Source organism: Actinomycetospora termitidis (genome assembly GCF_030286555.1).
GTDB classification, from domain to species: Bacteria; Actinomycetota; Actinomycetes; order Mycobacteriales; family Pseudonocardiaceae; genus Actinomycetospora; species Actinomycetospora termitidis.
This window is the reverse complement of the sequence record NZ_JASVWF010000003.1, coordinates 354,528-375,084: the sequence shown is the minus strand read 5'-3', so window position 1 is coordinate 375,084 and position 20,557 is coordinate 354,528. Positions and strand designations below refer to the sequence as shown.

At 75.3% G+C, this 20,557-nt stretch carries 13 protein-coding genes; 4 read left to right on the top strand and 9 right to left on the bottom strand.

Annotation, left to right across the window (positions count from 1 at the left end):
* Positions 1 to 56: 56 nt before the first annotated feature.
* Positions 57 to 1,232: an adenylyltransferase/sulfurtransferase MoeZ gene (gene moeZ, locus QRT03_RS15170; protein ID WP_286053740.1), complete on the top strand. Its 1,176-nt coding sequence runs from the start codon at positions 57 to 59 to the stop codon at positions 1,230 to 1,232.
* A gap of 83 nt (positions 1,233 to 1,315) precedes the next feature.
* On the opposite strand, the gene QRT03_RS15165 is transcribed toward moeZ, so the two are convergent.
* Positions 1,316 to 2,743: a cation:dicarboxylate symporter family transporter gene (locus tag QRT03_RS15165; RefSeq protein ID WP_286053739.1), complete on the bottom strand. Its 1,428-nt coding sequence runs from the start codon at positions 2,741 to 2,743 to the stop codon at positions 1,316 to 1,318.
* 120 nt (positions 2,744 to 2,863) lie between these two features.
* On the opposite strand from QRT03_RS15165, the gene QRT03_RS15160 reads away from it, so the two are divergent.
* Complete coding sequence (locus QRT03_RS15160) at positions 2,864 to 3,547, top strand: response regulator transcription factor (RefSeq protein WP_286053738.1); 684 nt, start codon at positions 2,864 to 2,866, stop codon at positions 3,545 to 3,547.
* Here the strand turns inward: QRT03_RS15160 and QRT03_RS15155 are convergent.
* Entirely contained in the window at positions 3,479 to 5,113 is a 1,635-nt protein-coding gene (locus tag QRT03_RS15155; RefSeq protein ID WP_286053737.1) for a sensor histidine kinase, read from the bottom strand. The two genes, QRT03_RS15160 and QRT03_RS15155, sit on opposite strands and share 69 nt — an antisense overlap.
* 229 nt (positions 5,114 to 5,342) lie before the next feature.
* Between QRT03_RS15155 and QRT03_RS15150 the strand changes: the two genes are divergently transcribed.
* Complete coding sequence (locus tag QRT03_RS15150; protein WP_286053736.1) at positions 5,343 to 9,176, top strand: glycosyltransferase; 3,834 nt, start codon at positions 5,343 to 5,345, stop codon at positions 9,174 to 9,176.
* Between the two features lie 902 nt (positions 9,177 to 10,078).
* On the opposite strand, the gene QRT03_RS15145 is transcribed toward QRT03_RS15150, so the two are convergent.
* The 4 genes from QRT03_RS15145 to QRT03_RS15130 form a co-directional block, all read right to left on the bottom strand.
* Positions 10,079 to 11,131: an MBL fold metallo-hydrolase gene (locus QRT03_RS15145; protein ID WP_286053735.1), complete on the bottom strand. Its 1,053-nt coding sequence runs from the start codon at positions 11,129 to 11,131 to the stop codon at positions 10,079 to 10,081.
* Between the two features lie 152 nt (positions 11,132 to 11,283).
* A complete protein-coding gene (locus QRT03_RS15140) occupies positions 11,284 to 11,550 on the bottom strand; it encodes a hypothetical protein (protein WP_286053734.1) in 267 nt (88 codons plus the stop codon).
* Between the two features lie 182 nt (positions 11,551 to 11,732).
* A complete protein-coding gene (locus tag QRT03_RS15135) occupies positions 11,733 to 12,635 on the bottom strand; it encodes a 1,4-dihydroxy-2-naphthoyl-CoA synthase (protein ID WP_286053733.1) in 903 nt (300 codons plus the stop codon).
* 11 nt (positions 12,636 to 12,646) lie between these two features.
* Positions 12,647 to 13,780, bottom strand: a complete 1,134-nt coding sequence (locus QRT03_RS15130) for an FAD-dependent monooxygenase (RefSeq protein WP_286053732.1) — start codon at positions 13,778 to 13,780, stop codon at positions 12,647 to 12,649.
* A gap of 100 nt (positions 13,781 to 13,880) precedes the next feature.
* On the opposite strand from QRT03_RS15130, the gene QRT03_RS15125 reads away from it, so the two are divergent.
* Positions 13,881 to 16,094, top strand: a complete 2,214-nt coding sequence (locus QRT03_RS15125) for an FUSC family protein (protein ID WP_286053731.1) — start codon at positions 13,881 to 13,883, stop codon at positions 16,092 to 16,094.
* Here QRT03_RS15125 and QRT03_RS15120 read toward each other — a convergent pair.
* The 3 genes from QRT03_RS15120 to menE are packed head-to-tail and all read right to left on the bottom strand — an operon-like array spanning position 16,084 to position 20,472.
* Positions 16,084 to 16,824: a dienelactone hydrolase family protein gene (locus QRT03_RS15120; protein WP_286053730.1), complete on the bottom strand. Its 741-nt coding sequence runs from the start codon at positions 16,822 to 16,824 to the stop codon at positions 16,084 to 16,086. The two genes, QRT03_RS15125 and QRT03_RS15120, sit on opposite strands and share 11 nt — an antisense overlap.
* Before the next feature lie 22 nt (positions 16,825 to 16,846).
* Positions 16,847 to 19,279 (bottom strand): winged helix-turn-helix domain-containing protein, encoded by a 2,433-nt coding sequence (locus tag QRT03_RS15115; RefSeq protein WP_286053729.1) that lies wholly within the window; start codon positions 19,277 to 19,279, stop codon positions 16,847 to 16,849.
* A 20-nt stretch (positions 19,280 to 19,299) separates the two neighbouring features.
* The gene (menE, locus tag QRT03_RS15110) at positions 19,300 to 20,472 is read right to left on the bottom strand and encodes an o-succinylbenzoate--CoA ligase (RefSeq protein WP_286053727.1); all 1,173 of its coding nucleotides are present in this window, start codon (positions 20,470 to 20,472) and stop codon (positions 19,300 to 19,302) included.
* Positions 20,473 to 20,557 lie beyond the last annotated feature (85 nt).

The window sequence follows — 20,557 nt, the reverse complement described above, 5'->3', positions numbered from 1 at the left end:
CCGGCGATGTGGGGTTGAATCGGGTCGAGGTAGTCGACGAAGGAGAAGGACGCGCGATGGCATCCCTGCCGCCCCTGGTCGAACCGGCCGCCGAGCTGACGAAGGAGGAGGTCGCCCGCTACTCGCGGCACCTGATCATCCCCGACGTCGGGGTCGACGGTCAGAAGCGCCTGAAGAACGCGAAGGTCCTGGTCGTGGGAGCGGGCGGGCTCGGCAGCCCGGCGCTGCTCTACCTCGCCGCGGCGGGCGTCGGGACGCTCGGCATCGTGGACTTCGACGTCGTCGACGAGTCCAACCTGCAGCGTCAGGTCATCCACGGTCAGTCCGACGTCGGCAAGCCCAAGGCCGTCTCGGCGAAGGAGTCCGTCGCCGAGATCAACCCGTTCGTGACGGTGCACCTGCACCAGCAGCCGCTGGACGCGTCGAACGCGCTGGACGTCTTCCGCGACTACGACCTGATCCTCGACGGCACCGACAACTTCGCCACGCGGTACCTGGTGAACGACGCCGCGGTGCTGCTGGGCAAGCCGTACGTGTGGGGCTCGATCTTCCGCTTCGAGGGCCAGGTGTCGGTCTTCTGGGAGGACGCCCCGAACGGGCAGGGCCTGAACTACCGGCACCTCTACCCCGAGCCCCCGCCGCCGGGCATGGTCCCGTCGTGCGCCGAGGGCGGCGTGCTGGGCGTGCTGTGCGCGTCGATCGGCTCGATCATGGTCACCGAGGCGATCAAGCTGATCTGCGGGATCGGCGACACGCTGCTCGGCCGGCTCAAGGTCTACGACGCCCTCGACATGGAGTACCGCGAGGTGAAGATCCGGCGTGACCCGAACGCCACGCCGGTCACCGAGCTGATCGACTACGAGGCGTTCTGCGGCGTCGTCTCCGACGAGGCGCAGACCGCGGCGGCCGGCCACACGATCACGCCGGTCGAGCTCAAGGAGAAGATCGACGCGGGCGACAAGTTCGAGCTGATCGACGTCCGCGAGCCGCACGAGTGGGAGATCGTCCGCATCCCGGGCGCGAAGCTCATCCCGAAGGACAAGATCCTCTCGGGCGAGGCGTTCGCGGAGATCCCGCAGGACCGGCAGACGATCCTGTACTGCAAGTCCGGCGTCCGCTCCGCCGAGGCGCTCTCCGCGCTGCAGCAGGCCGGGTTCTCGAACGCCGTGCACGTGGGCGGCGGGGTCACCGGCTGGGCGCAGCAGGTCGACACGTCGCTGCCGACGTACTGAGGCGCACCCCTCTCGACGGAACGAACGGCACTCTCGCGCCCCCTGGAGGCTGAGAGAGTGCCGTTCGCTCGTTCCGGAGGTGGCTACGCGGACGCACCCACCGGCGTGCGGTCGCCGGACGCCGACGCCTCGTCGTCCTCGCCGCCGTGGGTCTCCTGCTCGATCGCGTCGCGGACCAGCGACGGGTCGTTCAGGGCGGCCTGGAACTTCTCGTCGTCGCGCTCGCCGCACCAGCCGGCCACGACCATGACCGCCACCGTGTTGCCGATGACGTTGGTCAGCGCGCGGCCCTCGCTCATGATGCGGTCGATGCCGGCGATGATCGCGATCCCGATGGCGATCGACTCGACGGTGTAGAACTCCCCGCCGAAGGCCTGCAGGGACGCGGCGAGCGTGATGAGCCCGGCGCCGGAGACGCCCGCGGCGCCCTTCGAGGTCAGCAGCATCAGCGCGACGAGCCCGAGCTGCACGCCCCACGGCAGGTCCTGCCCGCCGGCCTGGGCGATGAACAGCGCGGCCATCGTCAGGTAGATGCAGGTGCCGTCGAGGTTGAACGAGTACCCGGTCGGCAGCACCATGCTGACCGTCGAGCGGGACGCGCCGGCCGCCTCCAGCTTGGCGAGCAGGCGGGGCAGCACGGTCTCCGACGACGAGGTCCCGACGATGATGAGGATCTCGTCCTTGATCATCCGGATCAGCTTGAAGACGTTGAACCCGGAGAGCAGGCAGACGACGAACAGCACGCCGAACACGAAGATCGCGCAGGTCGCCCAGAAGGTGACCATGAGCGAGAGCAGGTTGGTGAGGCTCTCGCCGCCTAGCGCGCCGACGGTGTAGGCGATCCCGCCGAAGGCCGCGAGCGGCGCCAGGAACATGATCATGCGGATGATCCCGAACAGGATCTTGGCGATCAGGTCGACGCCGCCGACGACCCGCTTGCGCAGCGCCGGGGCCAGCATCGACGTCGCCGCCGCCACCAGGATCGCGAGCACGAGGACCCGCAGGATCTCGTTCTCCACGAACGGGCCGAGGAAGCTCTCGGGCAGCAGGGTGCCGGTGATGAAGTCCATCGCGCCGCCGCCCTGGGCGCCCGCCGCGACGTCCTCCTGGGCCTCGGCGAGGGTGGCCGGGTCCGGCGGGATCTGCGGGAAGCCGGCGCCGGGCTGGACGATGTTGACCACGACGAGCCCGAGGCCGAGCGCGATCACCGTCATCAGCAGGAAGTAGGCCAGGGCCCGCCCGGCGATGCCGCCCGCGGCGGCGAGGTTGCCGATCGAGGCGATCCCGACGATCACCGTGCAGAAGATGACCGGCGCGGTCACCATCTTGATGAGCTGGATGAAGATGTCCGGGAGGACCTTCAGGTCGGAGGCGAAGCCGGGGGCCGCGAAGCCGACCACGATGCCCGCGGTGATGCCGACCAGCACCCAGAACCAGAGCTGCTTGTAGACGCCGCCCCGGCCCTTCCTCGGCGGTGGAGCCTGCGGCGAGGCCTCGGTGGTGGTCGACATCGGTGTCTCCTTCGGTGCGGGCGACGTGGTACAGCTCTCATGCGTTGCGGTGAGTGTGATGACACTCGCGCTCCGGACCCAGGTCGTGCCACCCGAACTTGAGGAACCTTTGAGGCACCGATGAAGGTCTTGCTCGTCGAGGACACCGAGGCCGTGCGCGACGCGCTGGCCAAGGTCCTGCGCGCCCAGGGGTGGCGTGTCGGCACGGCGGCGAGCGGCGTGTCGGCGGTCGCCGCCGTCTCCGACGAGGCCGACCCGCCCGACCTGGTCCTGCTCGACCTCGGCCTGCCCGACCTCGACGGCATCGAGGTGTGCCGCCGCATCCGGGGCCGCTCGACGGTGCCGATCATCGCGGTGACCGCCCGCGGCCACGACAGCGCCCGCGTCATGGGGCTGCGCAGCGGCGCGGACGACTACGTCGTCAAGCCGTTCTCGATCGACGAGCTGGTCGCCCGCATCGAGGCGGTGATGCGCCGGGTCTCCGGCCACGCGCTGGTCTCGACGATCACGGCGGGCCCGGTCCAGATCGACCTCGGCGCGCGCTCCGTGCTCGTCGACGGCGCCGAGGTGGCGCTGCGCCGCAAGGAGTTCGACCTTCTCGCCGCCCTGGCCCGTCGGGAGGGGAAGGTCGCGACCCGCGAGGAGCTGCTCGACGACGTCTGGGGGCTCGCCCCGGACGACCACGGCGCCGACGCGGGCGGGCGCACCCTCGAGGTGCACGTCGCCGCGCTGCGCTCACGCCTGGGCGTCCCCGGCCTCGTGGTCACGGTCCGGGGTGTGGGGTACCGGCTGGGGAACCCCTGACGGCAGCACGACGACGAAGCCGGTGCCGGTCCCGTCCACGCCCGCCCCGGTCGTGATCGTCCCGCCGCGCCGCTCCACGACCCGCGCCACCAGGGCGAGACCCAGCCCGCGGGAGCCCGCCGCCCCCGCCTTCGTCGACCACCCCGCCCGGAACGCCGCCTCCGGGTCGGCCAGGCCCGGCCCGTCGTCGGCGACCCGCACCGTCAGGCCGTCGGGGCCGTCGGACAGGCCGAGCTCCACCACGCCCCGCCCCGTCGTCGTCAGGACCGCGTCCAGGGCGTTGTCCAGGAGGTTGCCGACGACGGTCACGAGGTCGTCGGAGTCCGCCGTCGCCGCCGAGCCGCCGGAGACGCGCAGGTCCACACCCCGGTCGCGCGCATCGGTGGCCTTGTCCAGGACCAGGGCCGCGAGGGCGGGGTCGGCGATCCGCTCGCGGAGGTCGGCGCCCAGGTCCGCGATGTCCCGGCTCCAGCGCACGGCGAGGTCGCGGGCGTCGTCGTGGGCGCCCAGCTCGATGAGCGTGGACACCGCCTGCAGGTGGTTCGCGTGCTCGTGGGCCTGGAACCGCAGCGCTCCCGCGACCGACCGCGCGTCGTCGAGGGCCCGCATCACCTGCTCGACCTCCGTGCGGTCCCGCAGCGTGATCACCCACGAGCGGCCCGCACCGCTCGCCTCACCGGCCCACGTCCGGTTGAGCAGCAGCAGGCGCTCCCCGACCAGCAGCGTCTCGTCCGTGACCGGACTCGGGTCGGCCAGACGCGCCGCCAGCGCGGGATCGACGCCCAGCTCCGCCAGGGTCTTCCCGACGGCGGGTCCGGTGAGTTCCAGCAGGCGCGTCGCCTCGTCGTTCACCACGACCACGCGGTCCGTCGCATCGAGGACCAGGAGCCCCTCCCGGATCGCGTGCAGCACGGCCTCGTGGTGGCGGTGCAGCGCGGTGATCTCGGACGGCTCGAGCCCGAGGGTGTCGCGCCGGACCCGCCGGGCCGCCACGAGGGCGAGCACGACCCCGATCCCGATCGCCGCCACCGCCCCGAGCGCCAGGAAACCGAGCTCCCGCAGCACCCGGGAGAACACGTCCACCCGGAGCAGGCCGACCGCGACCATCCCGACGACGGGTCCGCCCGCCGTGGCCAGCACCGGCACGATCGCGCGCACCGACGGCCCGAGCGTGCCGGGGAAGGTCTCGACCAGCGTCGCGCCGGCCGCCGCGGGCGCGAACGTGCCCTGGTAGGTCTGCCCGATCAGGGCACGGTCGGGGTGGGTCAGGCGGGTGCCGTCCGGGGTCATGATCGTGACGAAGGAGGCGTCGGCGTCGAGCCGCACCGCCTCCGCAGCCGGCTCGAGCGCGGCGACGTCGCGCGCGGAGACCGCGGCCGGGACCCCGGGGGCGGCAGCCAGCGCGGTGGCCAGCCCGAGCATCCGCGCCGCCTCGTCGTCCTCCACCAGCGTGCGCGTGCTCACCGCGCTCACCCCGGCGGCGATCAGCACCGTCACCAGCACCGTCACGATCTCGACCGCCAGCAGCCGGCGGACGAGGCGGGACCGACGACGGGGTACGGGCACGGTCGAACCGTGACGGTGCGCACGCCGGTACCGCAAGTCCACGGCGTTGCGGGCCATCGACGCTCCGGACCGTGACGATCTTCCGGACGAACCGGACGCATCGCCCGAAGCCCGTGACCGATCGTGAACAGGCATTCTCGGCTCGGCGCGGCGTGACCGGATCGAGATGTCACACTGCGGACACGGTCACGGTGCGTGGCCCCGTCGAGCGAGGGTGGGTGAGCGCAGGGTGGCACGTCGGGCGACTCCCGCGCGCTCCGGACCCTCGGTCGGGACCTGGATCCTCCTCGCCGTCCTCGCCGTCCTCGTGGTCACCGTGCTGGGCGTCACGGGCCTGGTCAACGCCTCGATCGGCAACGACTCCGAGCACGAGCAGGGCGACAGCGCGGCGGTCCCGGCGTCCGTCTCGGGGGGCGGCACCTTCGTCGACGGCCGGGTCGCCCCCGCCCGGTCCACCGCGCTCCCGCCGCGCACCATCGCGTTGACCTTCGACGACGGCCCGGACCCGACCTGGACCCCGCAGATCCTCGCGGTGCTGGCGAAGCACCGGGTGCCGGGGACGTTCTTCGTCGTCGGGTCCCTGGGCGTGCGCCACCCGGACCTGCTGCGCCAGATCCGTGCCGCGGGCGGCGAGATCGGCATCCACACGTTCACCCACGCCGACCTCTCCCAGGTGCCGCGCTGGCGCCTCGAGCGCGAGCTCGGCGAGACCCAGCTGGCGATCGCCGGCGCCACCGGGGAGACGACCTACCTGGTCCGCCCGCCGTTCTCCTCGACCCCCGACGCGATCGACGACCGGGCCTACGACGCCGTCCTCGAGTCCGGGCAGGACGGCTACGTCAACGTCTTCACCGACGTCGACGGCGAGGACTGGCAGCGTCCCGGCGTCGACGCGATCGTCCGGAACGCGACCCCGCGCGACGGGGTGGGCGCGACCGTGCTGCTCCACGACGCGGGCGGGGACCGCTCGCAGACCGTCGCCGCCCTCGACCGGCTGATCCCCGAGCTGCAGGCGCGGGGGTACCGGTTCGAGACGGTGACCGGCGCGGTCGGCGCCCCGGCCGCGCACGCGCCCGCCTCGGACCGCGACCGGCTCGTCGGCGGCGGCCTCGTCGGGGCGGTGGACGTGGCGACCGGTGCGGTCCGCGTGCTGCAGGGCCTGCTGCTCGCCGTCGGCGGCATCGTCGTGCTGCGGCTGCTGCTGACGCTCCTCGTCGCGCGCCGCCACGCCCGCCGTCGTCGGGACCCCGCCTTCTCGTGGGGACCGGAACCGGCCGCGCCGCCGCCGGTGTCGGTGATCGTCCCGGCCTACAACGAGACCGAGAACATCGAGGCCACGCTGCGCTCGATCCTCGCGAACGAGCACCCGCTGGAGATCCTCGTCGTCGACGACGGGTCGACCGACGGCACCGCGGAGCTGGTCGAGTCGCTCGCCCTGCCCGCGGTCCGCGTGATCCGGCAGCCCAACAGCGGCAAGCCGATCGCGCTCAACACCGGCGTCGCCCGCGCGAAGCACGACCTCGTCGTGATGATGGACGGGGACACCGTCTTCCAGGCGGACACGGTCGCCCGCCTGGTCGCGCCGTTCGCCGATCCGCGGATCGGCGCGGTCGCCGGCAACGTCAAGGTCGCGAACCGCGCCGCGCTCATCCCGCGCCTGCAGCACATCGAGTACGTCGTCGGCTTCGGCGTCGACCGCCGCGTCCAGGACACGATGCAGGCGATCACGACGATCCCCGGCGCGGCCGGGGCGTTCCGGCGCGAGGCCGTGCTCGAGGTCGGCGGGCTCTCGCTGGACACCCTCGCCGAGGACACCGACCTCACCATCGCCCTGGGCCGCGCGGGCTGGCGGGTGGTCTACGAGGAGCGCGCGGTCGCGTGGACCGAGGCGCCCACCACCGTGTCCCAGCTCTGGCGCCAGCGCTACCGCTGGACCTACGGGACGATGCAGGCGGTCTGGAAGCACCGCCGGTCGCTGCGTGAGCGCGGTGCCTCCGGGCGCACCGGGTGGCTCGGGCTCGGCCACATCGGGATCTTCCAGGTGCTGTTCCCCCTGGCCGCACCGCTGGTCGACGTCTTCTTCGTCTACGGCCTGGTCTTCGGCGACGCGGCGCTGACGCTGGTGCTGTGGGGCTCGATGCTGGCGGTACAGACGGCCGGCGCGGCGTACGCGTTCCGGCTCGACGGCGAGCCGATGGGGCCGTTGTGGGTCGCCCCGGTGCAGCAGATCCTCTACCGGCCGCTGATGTACGCGGTGCTCATCCGGTCGGTCCTGGCCGCGGTGACCGGCGGCCGCGTGCGCTGGCAGCGCATCCAGCGGCTCGGGGCGCTGCGTGCGCTGATGCCGGGGCAGGCGGCGCCGGTGCCGGTGGCGCCCTCTCCTGGTGTCAGCAGTGCGGCCATGCTGACGTCCAACGGCAGGAAAGCCACACCGTCGAAGCCCGCCACACCGGCCGTCGGGAAGGAGCCGCTGGAGCGGACCCGCTGGCTGGACGTGCTCCGCGCGATCGCGCTGGTGCGGGTGATCGGCTACCACGTCGTCGGGTGGGGCTGGCTGTCGTTCGTCTTCCCGTCGATGGGCGTGATGTTCGCGCTCGGCGGGTCGCTGATGCTCGCGTCGCTGGCGCGGGCCGAGGCGGTCGACGTGATCGGGCGCCGGCTCAAGCGCCTGCTGCCGCCGTTCTGGCTGTTCGGGCTGATCGTCGTGCCGGTGATGCTGTGGCACGGGTTCGGTCCCGACGAGGCCCCGCCGGTGACCGAGTGGCTGTTCTGGTTCGTGCCCGTGCTCGACCCGCCCGGCAGCGAGTGGGCCGGGGACGCGACCGTCGTCCTCTGGTACATCCGGACCTACCTGTGGCTGGTCCTGCTGACGCCGGCCCTGCTGTGGGCGTGGCGGCGACGGCCGGCGCTGGCGATCACGGTGCCGCTCGTCGTGGTCGCGCTGGACGCCCTGCTCGGCGGGGCGGTGCGCGACTTCGGCGCCTTCGGGACGGCGCTCGTCGACGCGTCGATCTTCGCCGGCTGCTGGATGCTCGGCTTCGCCCACCGCGACGGCTCGCTGCGGCGGATGCCGTGGGGCTGGGCGCTGCTGGCGGCCGGGGTCGCGATCGGCGCGGGGGTCGCGTGGGCGCTGGCGAACCCGGCGGGCGACGTCGGGATCGACCTGAACGACATCCCCCTCGGCCAGGCCCTGGTGTCGCTGGGCGCGGTGCTGCTCGTGCTCCGCTACACCCCGCGGCTCGCGTGGCTCGAGCGGATCCCGCTGCTCGGTCGGGTCATCACCGTGATCAACGCGCGGGCGGTGACGATCTACCTCTGGCACAACGTGGCGATCGCGCTCGCGCCGCTCGTGGACGAGCGGCTGGGCTGGAGTTCCACGGGCGCGATGGTGGGGACGGCGGTCGTCCTGACGGTGGTCCTCGCGCTCGGCCTGGGCTGGATCGAGGACGTCGCCGCCGGGCGCAGGCCCGCCCTGATCCCCGGGCCGGCCCAGCGTCCGCTCCGGCCCCGGGGCCCCAAGCGGCCGGTGCCCGCGCCGCCCGAGATCCCGGCCGGGGGCATGATCGTCCCCGCCGAGACCGAGGAGAGCTCGCTCGCCGCGCTCAACGCGCTGCGGCCGGCCTCGGACTTCCGGCAGGACCCGCGGTTCCGGGCGCCGGCGGGGACCGGGCCGGGTCGACGTCCGCTGGTGGGCGTCCCCGACGCCCGTCGCGCCGGCCCGTTCTCCCAGCCCGGTCCCGCGCTGCGGCCGTCGCCGCCGGGTCCGAGCGGCTCGTGGCCGGCGGCCCGGGTGCCGAGCGCTCCGCAGCCCGCGCCGCCCCGTCGTCGGGACAGCGACCCGGAGGCGATCACCGGGGTGGTCGGTCGGGCCCCGTCCGGACGACGGCGGCTGATGTCGTTCGGCGACGACCCGTCGCCGTCCATGGCCGACGCGCCGCCCGGGCGTCGTCGGCGCGCCGAGGAGCCGGCCCCAGCGGCCCCGGGACGCTCCGGGAGCCACCGCGCCGAGACCTCCGACGGGCGCCTGAACGACCTGAACGCCCCGAGCCGCCACCGCCGGTAGGGACCCGGTCGCGACAGGTACGTGATGCACCTCGCACGGCCGGTGGAGGTGCATGGTGTGCTTCTCGGGAGGGGTCCCGGAATGGGCGCCGTAGACACCGGGGCATGAACGGTGCACAGGAGCCCCGGACGGGGTACTCGGCTCGTCCGAGTGGCCCGCTCCGGGGGGAGAACGTCATGTCGAGTCCGTCGGTGTTCCCGCCGCCCTCCGACGAGGAGACGGTGCGCGCGACGCCGGCCCCGCTCCCGCCCTCCGACGAGGAGACGGTGCGCACCCCGCCGCCGGAGCTCGGTCCCGGCCGCCCCGGCCTCGCGACCGTCGCCGTCGCGCTGTGGTGGGCGGCGCTCGCGCTCGGCATCGTCGCCCAGCTGGTCGCGGTCGCCTCGGGCGGGCTGATGCTCTCGTCGCGAGCATCGAACGAGTCCGCGCGGATCACCATGCTGGTCCTGCTGGCGGTGCTGTTCTCGCTCCCGCCCGCCGTGCACTGGCTCCTGCAGACCTGGGGGACGCGGCGCCTGCAGCAGGGACGGGGACGGTTCCGGCCGCTGCTGACCGTCCTCGCGGTGTCCTCGGTCGTCTTCGACGTGTCCGCGGTGCTCACGCTCGACCGCCCGCTGCCCGTCGTGCTGAGCGTCCTGCACGCGCTGGTCGTCCTCGCCGCCGCCGTGACGATGTGGCTGCCGGTGGTGTCGACGTGGACGGCCGGCCCGGTGGCCCTGGCGCCGACCGGCGGCGGGGCGGCCCCGGCCGGACTCGCGGCGCTGCCGGTGCCGGGGCCGGAACGGCCGCGTCGGAGCCGGCCGATGGTGACCGCCGGCATCGTCATGGGAGCCGTGGTGGTGCTGGTCGGACACGTCGTGCTCGGCATCGGCGGGTCGGCCCGGGCGGCGCGGAGTGGGAGCTCACGGGCTGAACGCGTAGCGGCTGCCCACGGCGCCCGGGACGAACGCGTCGCCGAGCTCCTGGGCCAGCCGCATCTGCGCGCGCCACCCCGTGCAGTGGGCGGGAACGACGACGTCCGGGGCGAGGTCGACCAGCGCGGACACCGTCGGCTCGATGATCTGCTCGAAGCCCGGCCCGGTGAGGTGCAGCCCGCCGAGCAGGGCGTGCAGGCGGTCGGCACCGGTCAGCCGCAGCGCGTGCCGCGCGATGTTCACCGCGCCGGCGTGACCGCACCCGGTGAGGACGACCAGGCCACGGCCACGGACGTCCACCACGAGCGCCTGGTCGTCGATGATCCACGGGTCCGGGGTCCAGGCGTCGCCGACCAGGGCCTCGTGGAAGGCCATGCCCCGCTCGAACTCGGTGGTGCGGTCGACCTCGCCGGTGACGAGCACGCTCCCGCCGAGCAGGAACGACGGATCCCGGCGCTCGATCAGCTCGATCCCGTCGCCGGTCAGGGCAGCGCGGTCGAGCTGCGGCATGAGGAACGGCTCGCCACCGGGCGGGGCGAGCCGGCGTCGCGTGAAGGCCACCGGGTGCAGGACGAGCGGGCTCGCGGCACGCCCGAGCCAGCGCTCGAGCCCGGGGAAGCCGCCGGTGTGGTCGGCGTGGCCGTGCGAGAGGACGACGGCCGCGACGTCGGTCGGGTCGACGCCGAGCCGGCGACCGTTCGTGGCCATGCCGTCCGGGGAGACACCGGTGTCGAAGAGGAGGGTGTGGTCGTGCCCGTCGCGGGTGACGGTGACCAGCGCGGAGAACCCGTGCTCGGCGACCAGGCCCGGACGGGCGAGCCCGTCGACGTACTGCTCCGCCTCCAGCCCCGGCCCGGTGCCGAGGCGTGCCCGGGTCGCGACGTCGGTGTTCGCCAGCAGTGCGTCGAAGGAGTTGTCGACGAGCACCGTGATCGACAGTGCGTCGACCGGCTCCAGCACCACCGGGTCCACGGCGCTCCCGACGGCGGGTCGGGGAGCGGCGAACGCGACGGCGGCGGGATCGGCCTGCTCGGTGCACATGGCGGTTCACTTCCGGACTCCCGCCGCGAGGGCGACGTGGCGCAGGAACTGGTGTCCCGGGACGTGTCAGGTGTAGCACTCGTGATCGGGGCCGGACACACGTCGGGGCCGGGCCACAGTGGTGACCCGGCCCCGACGACGCGCGTGGTGGCTCAGCCGAGCCCCAGCCCTTCCTCGGCCTTCGTGACGCCGAGGTCCTCCTCGACGTCGTCCACCCCGGTCGCCTCGCTGATGCTGTCCGTGGCGTCCGCGACGCCCGTCGCCTCCTCGACGTCGGAGACGGCGCCGCCGACCTCCTGGATGACCCCGTCCGGAGTCTCCTCGGCGGAGGCCACGCCGCCGCCCAGCCCGACGAGGGCGACGGAGACGGCGGCGGCGGCCGCGAGGCGGCCCAGTCGTGCGACGACCTTGTTCGACATGCGGGAGTTCCTTCCGACTGGCCGCCCCCGACGGCGGCGGGTCATGGGATGCGCGAGCTCCCTTGCCCGGCGCCGTTCGACCCTCGCACGCCGCGTATGGCGTATTTGTGTACTCCCTTTGCCGTTGTGTTAACCAGCTGTGAGCAGGATGACGATTGAGATGAGCGCAGAGTGACGAGGGGTTAGGCGTACCAGGGGAACGGCGACCAGTCCGGCGCGCGCTTCTCCAGGAACGACTCCTTGCCCTCCACGGCCTCGTCGGTCATGTAGGCCAGGCGCGTGGTCTCGCCCGCGAACAGCTGCTGGCCGACGAGGCCGTCGTCGATGAGGTTGAACGAGTACTTGAGCATCCGCTGGGCCTGCGGCGACTTCCCGAGGATCTCGCGGGCCCACTGCAGCGCCGTCGACTCCAGCTCGGCGTGCGGGACCACCTCGTTCACCGCGCCCATGTGGTGCATCTGCTCGGCGGAGTAGGTGCGGCCGAGGAAGAAGATCTCGCGGGCGAACTTCTGCCCGACCTGCCGGGCCAGGTAGGCCGAGCCGTACCCGCCGTCGAACGAGCCGACGTCGGCGTCGGTCTGCTTGAACCGCGCGTGCTCGGCGCTCGCCAGCGTCAGGTCGGACACGACGTGCAGCGAGTGTCCGCCGCCGGCGGCCCAGCCGTTGACGACGGCGATGACGATCTTCGGCATGAACCGGATGAGGCGCTGGCACTCGAGGATGTGCAGGCGACCGGCGCGGCCCTGCTCCTGCGGGCTGACCGCGGTCTCCGACGAGGCGTACTGGTAGCCCGTGCGCCCGCGGATGCGCTGGTCGCCGCCGGAGCAGAACGCGTGCCCGCCGTCGCGCTGGGAGGGGCCGTTGCCGGTCAGCAGGACGACGCCGACGTCCGCGCTCGTCCGGGCGTGCTCCAGCGCCGTCGCCAGTTCGTCGACGGTGTGCGGGCGGAACGCGTTGCGGACCTCCGGGCGGTCGAACGCGATGCGCACGCAGCCGAGGTCCACGGCGCGGTGGTAGGTGATGTCGGTGAAGTCGAAGCCCTCCACCGGGCGCCAGGCCGAGCTGTCGAACAGCGGTTGATCCACGACGAGCGACCCTAGGCGCCGGCCACCCGCGCCGCCGCCGCACGGCCCGCGGCGGGCGCGTCGTAGCCGTGCACCCAGGACAGGTCGCCGCCCGGCGCCGAGCCGGTCGAGAAGCGCTCGCCGTTGCGGCGGGACCGCGTCTGGATGCGCTCCGTGCGGGGGCGGCGCTCGTCCTCGTACGCTGCGAGGCGCGCCGGGACCCCGGCCGGGTCGGACACGTCGGCGAGCAGGGCCGCCAGCACCGCGGCGTCCTCGATCGCCTGGTTCGCACCCTGGCCCATGTGCGGCAGCATCGGGTGGGCGGCGTCCCCGAGCAGGACGACCCCGGCCCGCGACCACGGCGTGAACGGGTCACGGTCGGCGAGGTCCCACCGGTAGACCTCGTCCGCCCGCGCGAGGAGCGCCGTGACGTCCTCCGCCCAACCGGCGAACCCGGCCCGCACGTCGTCGGGATCGACCCGGAACGACCACTCGTCGGCGCTCCCGCCCGGGCGGGGCACGAACGCCGCGAAGTTCACCGTCCCGTGCCGGTCCACGGGGTAGCTGAGCAGGTGGCGGTCCGGGCCGAGCCAGGCGTTCTGGTCGGACCGGAGGTGCCGGGGCAGGCCGGTCGCGTCGACGAAGCCGCGCAGGGCCGAGGTGCCCGACGGGTGCGGAGCGGGCACCGTCGTGACGACCGGTGCGGTCCGGGAGTGGAGGCCGTCGGCGCCCACGACGACGTCGGCGGTCACGGACGACCCGTCCGCGAGGCGCAGCACGGGCCGCGGGCCGTCGACGTCCACACCGACGCACTCGCGACCGCGACGGACGACGTCGGCCCCGAGTCCGCCCAGCAGGATGCGGAGCAGGTCCGCCCGGCGCATCCCGAGCAGCGCCCCGACGTCGTAGTGCCCCGCCTCGTCCCCGTCCGAGGTGAGCAACCGCATCGTCGTGATCGGCGCTCCCGTCCGGTCCAGCTCGGGCCCGAGGCCGAGGTCCTCCAGGACCCGACGGCCGTTGCGGGCGAGCCCCAACCCGGACCCGACCGGCGAGACCGTCGACCGCCGCTCGTACACCGCGACGTCGACGCCGTGGTGGGCGAGCACGAGCGCCGCGGCGGCGCCCCCGATCCCGGCGCCGACGACCGCGACGCGGAGTCCGCCCATCGGTGTCCCCTCCCTCGGCGTCGGGCACGAGCAGATCGACCGTAGAGCCGCCCGGTCGCGGGGACTACCGGTCGCGGGCGGGCGCCGCCACGATGACGCGGTGCGGCGGCGTCTCCTGCGGTGGCTGCTGCGCCGCGATCCCGGGCTGGCGGCGACCCGTCGGGCGGTCCGGATCGCGGTCGCGGCGTCGGTCGGGTTCCTCGTGTGCCGCTACGGGCTGGGCGAGCCGACCGTGGCGGTGTACGCGGTCTTCGGCGTGCTCGGGTTCGGCGTCTTCTCCGACGTCAGCGGCACCCCCGCGCAGCGCCTCCGCACGATCGCGACGTGCTGCGCAGCCGGGCTGGTGCTGGTGACCCTCGGGTCGCTGCTCGCCGTCGACACCTGGGCCGCGACGCTCGGGGTGCTCGTCGCGGGCGTCGCGGTGGCCCTGCTCGCGCTGGGCGGACCGCGCGCGGCGGGCGTCGTCGTCGGCCTGCACCTGCTCTACATCCTGCCGTCGTTCCCGCCGTTCGAGCCCGACCAGCTCCCGCTGCGGCTCGTCGGGCTCGTGATCGGCACCGCGCTGCTCGCGCTGGCCGACCGGTTCCTGCTCCCGCCCGCGTCGCCCCACCCGTTCGCCCGGCGGGCCGCGGCCGCCGCCCGCGCGCTCGCCGCGCACCTCGAGGCACTGGCGACCGACGGGGCGGACCTCGCCCGGGCCCGACGGACCTCGACGTGGACGGCGGAGCGGCTGCGGCTCTCGGTCGTCCCGGTCGCCGAGCGCCCGACCGGCCCGGACGCCGCCGACCGGGGGCTGACGCATCTCGCCGCGGCGCTGCGCGCGCTGCACCAGCGGGTCGTGGCCCTCGAGGAGTGGCCGCCCGCCCCGATCGGTCCCGGGACCGCCCCGGACCCCGAGGCGCCGCGGGCGCTGCTGGCCGCCGTCGCGCACTCCCTGCACCAGGTGGCCGCCGCGCTCGCCGGCCATCGGGCGGCCCCGGACCTCGACGGCCTCGACGCGGCCCGCGCCGCGTTCACGGCGCGGCGGCTGCACGCGGTGGAGGTCCTGGGGCCGGGGGAGGAGGCGGTGGTGCGCGCCGAGACCGCCGTCGCGGTCTCGCAGGTCGCCGAGGAGGCGCGCATCGTCGTGCTGGCGACGCACGCCGTGCTGGCGCCCCGGCGGCCGGTCCCGACCCCGACCGGCCCGGGCGAGGACCTCGCCGACGACCCGTTCTGGTACGCCGGTGCCTCTCCGGTGCGCCTGTGGTGGCGGCGCGTGCGGTGCCACCTCTCGCTGCGGTCGGTGTACCTGCAGAACGCGCTGCGGCTGGGCGTCGGCCTGGCCCTCGCCCGCCTGGTCGCCGGCGAGCTGGACGTGGCGCACGGGTTCTGGGTCCTGCTCGCGACGTTGACGCTCCTGCGGACGTCGGCCGCGTCGACCCGGGCCGCCCTGCCGCCGGCGCTGCTGGGGACGACGATCGGCGGGGCACTGGCGATCGGGCTCGTGCTGCTCGTCGGGCCGCACCCGGTGGCGACGGGGGCGCTGCTGCCGGTGGTCGTGGTGGTGGCGGTCGCCTCCGGCCGATTTGCCGGGACGGTCGCCGCGCAGGCCTGCTTCACCCTCGTCGTCGCGGTCCTGTTCGCGCAGCTCGCCCCGCCGACGTGGATGCTCGGCCCGGAGCGCGTGCTCGACGTGTTCCTCGGGGCCGCGATCGGGCTCCTGGTCGGTGTCGCCGTGTGGCCCGCCGGCGGCCACGGCGAGATCCGTCGGGCCGCGTCGCTCGGTCTCGAGGACGCCGCGGAGCTCGTCGACGGCACGACCGCGTGGCTCGCGGGGACGGTCCCGCGCCAGGTGGTGTCCGACCGTCTCGCCGCGACGGTCGTGGGGATCGCCCGGTACGAGGCGACCTACACCCAGTTCCGGTCCGAGCACCACCGCGGGCACGACCACGACCTGGACTGGATGGTCGTGCTCGCCGTGCTCCACCGGGTGAGTCGGGGCGCCCGGAGCGCGCTCGCGGCCGAGCCCGGACCGGCCTGTGCCGCGCCGTGGCCGGGCCTCGCGGCGCGGCTGCGCGAGGACGTCGCGGTCGTCACCGACCGGTACCACCACTGGGCGGCCGAGCTGGGTCACGACGGCGACCCGCGCCCGGTCCCCGCCCCGCCGACGGGCCTCGTGCGGGACGGCCTGCGGGCGGTCGCCGACCTCCCCGACCGCGCCGCCCACCCCGCCGTCGCGCTGCGCCTGGTCGACGCCTGGGGCTGGCTCGGCTGGCTCGCGGACGACCTCGCGGCCCTGGAACGGATCGCGCCGCGCGCGGAGGTCAGCGCGTGAGGTGCTCGCGCAGGAACGTCACCATGGCGTCGAGGTGGCGGCGGTCCGCGTCGTCGTCGTGGGTGGGGTTGTCCGGCACCGCGAACCCGTGGGCCGCCGGGTAGGTCTCGATCGTCCCGGGCACGCCGGTGTCGTCGAAGGCCGCGCGCAGCCGCTCGTGGGCCTCGGCGTCGAACGAGTCGTCGTCCGTGGCGGCCGCGACGTACACCGCCGCGCGGACCGACCCGAGCAGGCGGTGCGGGCTCGTCGGGACGTCCGGCGTCGCGAGCCCGCCGCCGTGGAAGGTCGCGACGGCGGCGACGAGGGCCGGTCGTTCCGCCGCCGCCCGGAACGCCATCGACCCGCCGAAGCAGTAGCCCACCGCGCCGACCCCGCCGTCGGCGACCTCGGGACGGGCGGTCAGCGCGTCCACGTACGCGCCGGCGTCCGCGGCGACCCGCTCGGGGGTCAGGGTGCGGGCGAGCTCCGTGAGCCGGGCGAACTCCTCCGGGTCCCCGAACAGCGTCGACGTGTCGAACGGCGGGTACGGCGTGCGGTGGTAGATGTCCGGCAGCAGGGCCGCGAAGCCGTGCGCCGCGAGCCGGTCCGCCATGCCCGCGATCGTCTCCCGCACCCCGCCGGCGTCCGGGTAGTACAGGACGCCGGGCCAGGGGCCGGCGCCCTCGGGGGTGTGCAGCGTGGCGCGGCAGGGGCCGTCGGGGGTCTCGACGACGAGCTCGGTACGGGTCACCCGGTGATCGTGGACCCCCGGGTCAGCGGGTGACCAGCGGGAGCGACGGGCGCTCGTCGTCGCCCGCCTCCCAGGACAGGCCGGGCAGCCCGCGCAGGGCGGACACGAACGGCTCCAGGCCGGTGCGAGCCACGGTGTCGGCGAGGCTCTCGTGCCCGACCCGTACGCCCTCCCACGTCCGGACCACCTGGTCCACGAGCTGCGTGACCTGGTCGGCCGCGACGCGCCCCAGGACGGTGCCGAGGCGGTCGCGCCCCAGGTCGCCGCCGAGGTGCACCCGGTATCCGGGCACGCGGTGCCCGCGGACCGACACGAGGTTGCCGGCGAGCCCGAGGTCCGCGGCCTGGTGGCGCGCGCAGGACGCGGGGCAGCCGGACACGCTCACCGCGACGCCGGAGTTCCGGCGCAGGGCGGGCAGGTGCCACAGGCCGCGGGCGAGGTCGCGGGTCGGGGTGATCGCGAGCGCGCAGGAGGGGGCGCCGACGCAGGCGCGCACGTCCCGGGCGGGGCGGTCGGTGTGCACGGCGAGGCCGACGGCGGCGACGCGGGCGGCGAGGGCCTCGACGCGGCCGACCGGCACGTCCCGGACCACCACGTTCTGCTCGCGGGTCAGCCGCACGCTCCCGTCGCCCATCTCTCCCGCGACCTCGGCCACGGCCTCCAGCGCCGCCGCGGACAGGCTCCCCAGCGGCACGGTGACCGTGACCGTGGCGAGCCCCGGGGTGCGTTGCGGACGGACGTCGTCGCCCCAGCCGTCGGGCGGAGCCGGGCCCTCGGGGACCCCGGGCACGCGGACCTCGGGCAGCGGGGCCGGCGCCGGCCACGGCCGGTGCCGCAGATCGGTCTCGGCCTCCACGACGAGCGCGCGGAAGCGAGGGAGGCCGAGGCGCGCGACCAGGAACTTCAACCGCGCCCGGTTGGGGTTCTCGAACGCCCCGTGGGCGAGGAAGACCGCCAGCACCGCGTGCACGGCGGGCAGCAGCCGGTCGCGCGGGACGAAGGGCGCGAGGCGCGTCGCCAGCGTCGGCCGCGACCGGCCGAGCCCGCCGCCGACCCACAGTTCGTAGCCCGGCCGGCCCTCGTCGTCGAGCACGGACACGAGCCCGACGTCGGACACCTTCGCCTGCCCTCGGCACCCGGGGCAGCCGCCGAGGCTGATCGTGAAGCGCTGCGGCAGGCGGGTGTTGAGCTCCGGGCCGAGCCGCAGCAGCGAGTCGGTGAGCCGGTCGGCGTCGGGGGTGCAGTCGAAGGGCTCCTCGGCCGAGACCCCGGCGTCGGGACAGCTGGTCACCCCGCGGACCGTGTGGCCGCAGGTCGCGGCGGTGTCCAGGCCGGCCGCGTGCAGGGCGTCGAGGGTCCCGACGACGAGCCCGGCCGGCACGTCGTGCAGCTCCAGCTGCTGGCGGGTCGTCAGGTGCACCGGCCCGAGGTCGCGCTCGCGCAGCAGCGCGGCGAGCGCGCGGGCGGCCGCCACCGGGATACGTCCCCGGGTGCGGGCCCGCAGGAGGAAGAGCCCGTCGTCGCCCTCCGAGCAGGCCCCGAGCGTCTTGAGGCTGTAGCGCTCGAGGGCGCCCAGCCGGGTCGGCTCGGCGATCGCGTCCAGGTCCAGCGGCAGCCCGGCGCGCTTGCTCGCGACGACGTCGCCGGGCGCGTCCCGTCCGCCGGGACGGGCCGGGGCGGACGGCGCGTCGAGGGCCTCCTCCGGGCGCAGCGGCGCGGCCACGCGGCCGGGGGCGTCGGCGGCGGCCGCGGCAGGGCCCGCCGTCGGGAAGAGGGCGTAGCCGACCCCGCGCAGGGTGCGGATCATCTCGCGGTGACCGGGTCCGAGCACGCGGCGCAGCTGGCGGACGTGCACGTCGACGGTGCGGGCGCTGCCGTCGTAGTCCCGGCCCCACACGTGCCGGAGCAGGGCGGTCCGGCTCATCGGGCGGCCCGGGCGCGCGGCCAGGGCGGCGAGGAGCTCCAGCTCCCGACGGGCGAGTGCGAGTGGGCGGCCCGCGAGCCAGGCCTGGTAGGCGACGGTGTCGACGACGAGCTCGTCGACCACCAGCGCGCCCGGGGGCGGCGCGGCCGGGCGGCGGTCCCGGCGCGGGCGCGGGGCGGGCGGGACGGGGCGGGCGACCAGCCGCAGCCGGGCCGCGACCTCGGCGGGTGACGCGTCGGGGAGGAGCAGCGTGTCGACGGGCACGTCGTCCTCGACCGGGAACGCCGCGTCCGGGCCGACCACGACGACGACCGGCAGCCCGGGCCGCACCGTGTCCACGGTCGCCGCCAGCTCGGCCGCCGCGAACGGACGCGTGCGCGCGTCGAGGAGGACCGCGTCGACGTCGACCGCGGAGGTGACCGCCTCGGCGGCGGTGAGGGCGCCGAGGGCGACCCGGTGGTCGGGCAGCACCGCGAGCCCCGGGAGCACGACGTCGAGCCGCGACTCCCCGGTCAGGACGAGCAGGTGCATCGCCCCATGTCATCACCCGCTCATGACGGGCGTGTTGCCCCCGACCCCTCGTCGAAGAGGTCACGGACCGCCGTCCGGTCCGGCTTGCCGATCCCGCGCAGGGGCACGGCGTCGAGCACCCGCACCGCGCGGGGCGCCGCACGGCCGAGGGCCGGCGCGACCTGCCGTCGCACCTCCTCGGGGTCCAGCCCGCTCCCGGCCACCACGGCGACGACCCGCGACCCCCACTCGGCGTCCGGCACGCCGACCACGCACGCCTCGCGCACCCCCGGCATCTCGAGCAGGGCCTTCTCGACGACGGCCGGGGGCACCTTCTCGCCGCCGGTCACGATGACGTCGTCGGCACGGCCGAGGACCTCCAGGCGGCCGTCGGGGGCGAGCCGGCCGAGGTCGGAGGTGGCGAAGCGGCGGCCGGGCAGGAACGCGGGGTCGTCCAGCCCCTGGTATCCCTCGGCGATCGTCGCCCCGCCGAGCACGATCCGTCCGACACCGGACGGGTCGGGGTCGACGATCTCGGCGGTGACCCGGTCCAGGGGCACACCGTCGTACACGCAGCCGCCGCAGGTCTCGCTCATGCCGTACGTCGTCACCACCCGCACGCCGGCCTCCCGGGCGCGGTCCAGCAGGGCGGCCTCCGCGGCGGCCCCGCCGATCAGCACGGCGTCGAAGCGCCGCACCGCGGCCAGGCCCGCCCCGGCGTCGTCGAGGAGGCGGCGGAGCTGGGTGGGCACCAGGGACAGCCGGGAGACGGTCGGTCGCGCCTCGGCCACGGCGGCGGCGAACGCGTCCGGGCGGAACCCGTCCCGCAGGTCCATCACCGCCGCCGGCACCCCCGCCCGGGCGGAGCGCAGCAGCACCTGGACCCCGGCGACGTGGTGGGCGGGCAGCGCGAGCAGCCAGCGGCCCTCGCCACCGAGGCGCGCGGTCGTCGACGCCGCCGACGCCGCCAGCGCGGTCCCCGAGAGCAGGACCGCCTTCGGGACGCCGGTCGACCCCGACGTCGTCACGACGGCGGCCACCCCGGCCGGGACCGGGGCGGTGAGGTGCGCGGGGGGCGGCGGGTCGTCGGGGCCGGTCGGCAGGACCGCCGGGCCGTGGCCGGCGACCGCGGACACGAGCCGCTCGCCCAGCGCGTGGGCCGCGGCGGCGGAGCCGTCGGTGGGCACGACCTCGACCGGGCGGGAACGCTCCATGCCCCCACGGTAGGCGCGCCCGCCGACGATGATCACGCGCTACGTTGGGCTGGGTGGAGGACCAGGTCACGACCGTCGGTGGCGT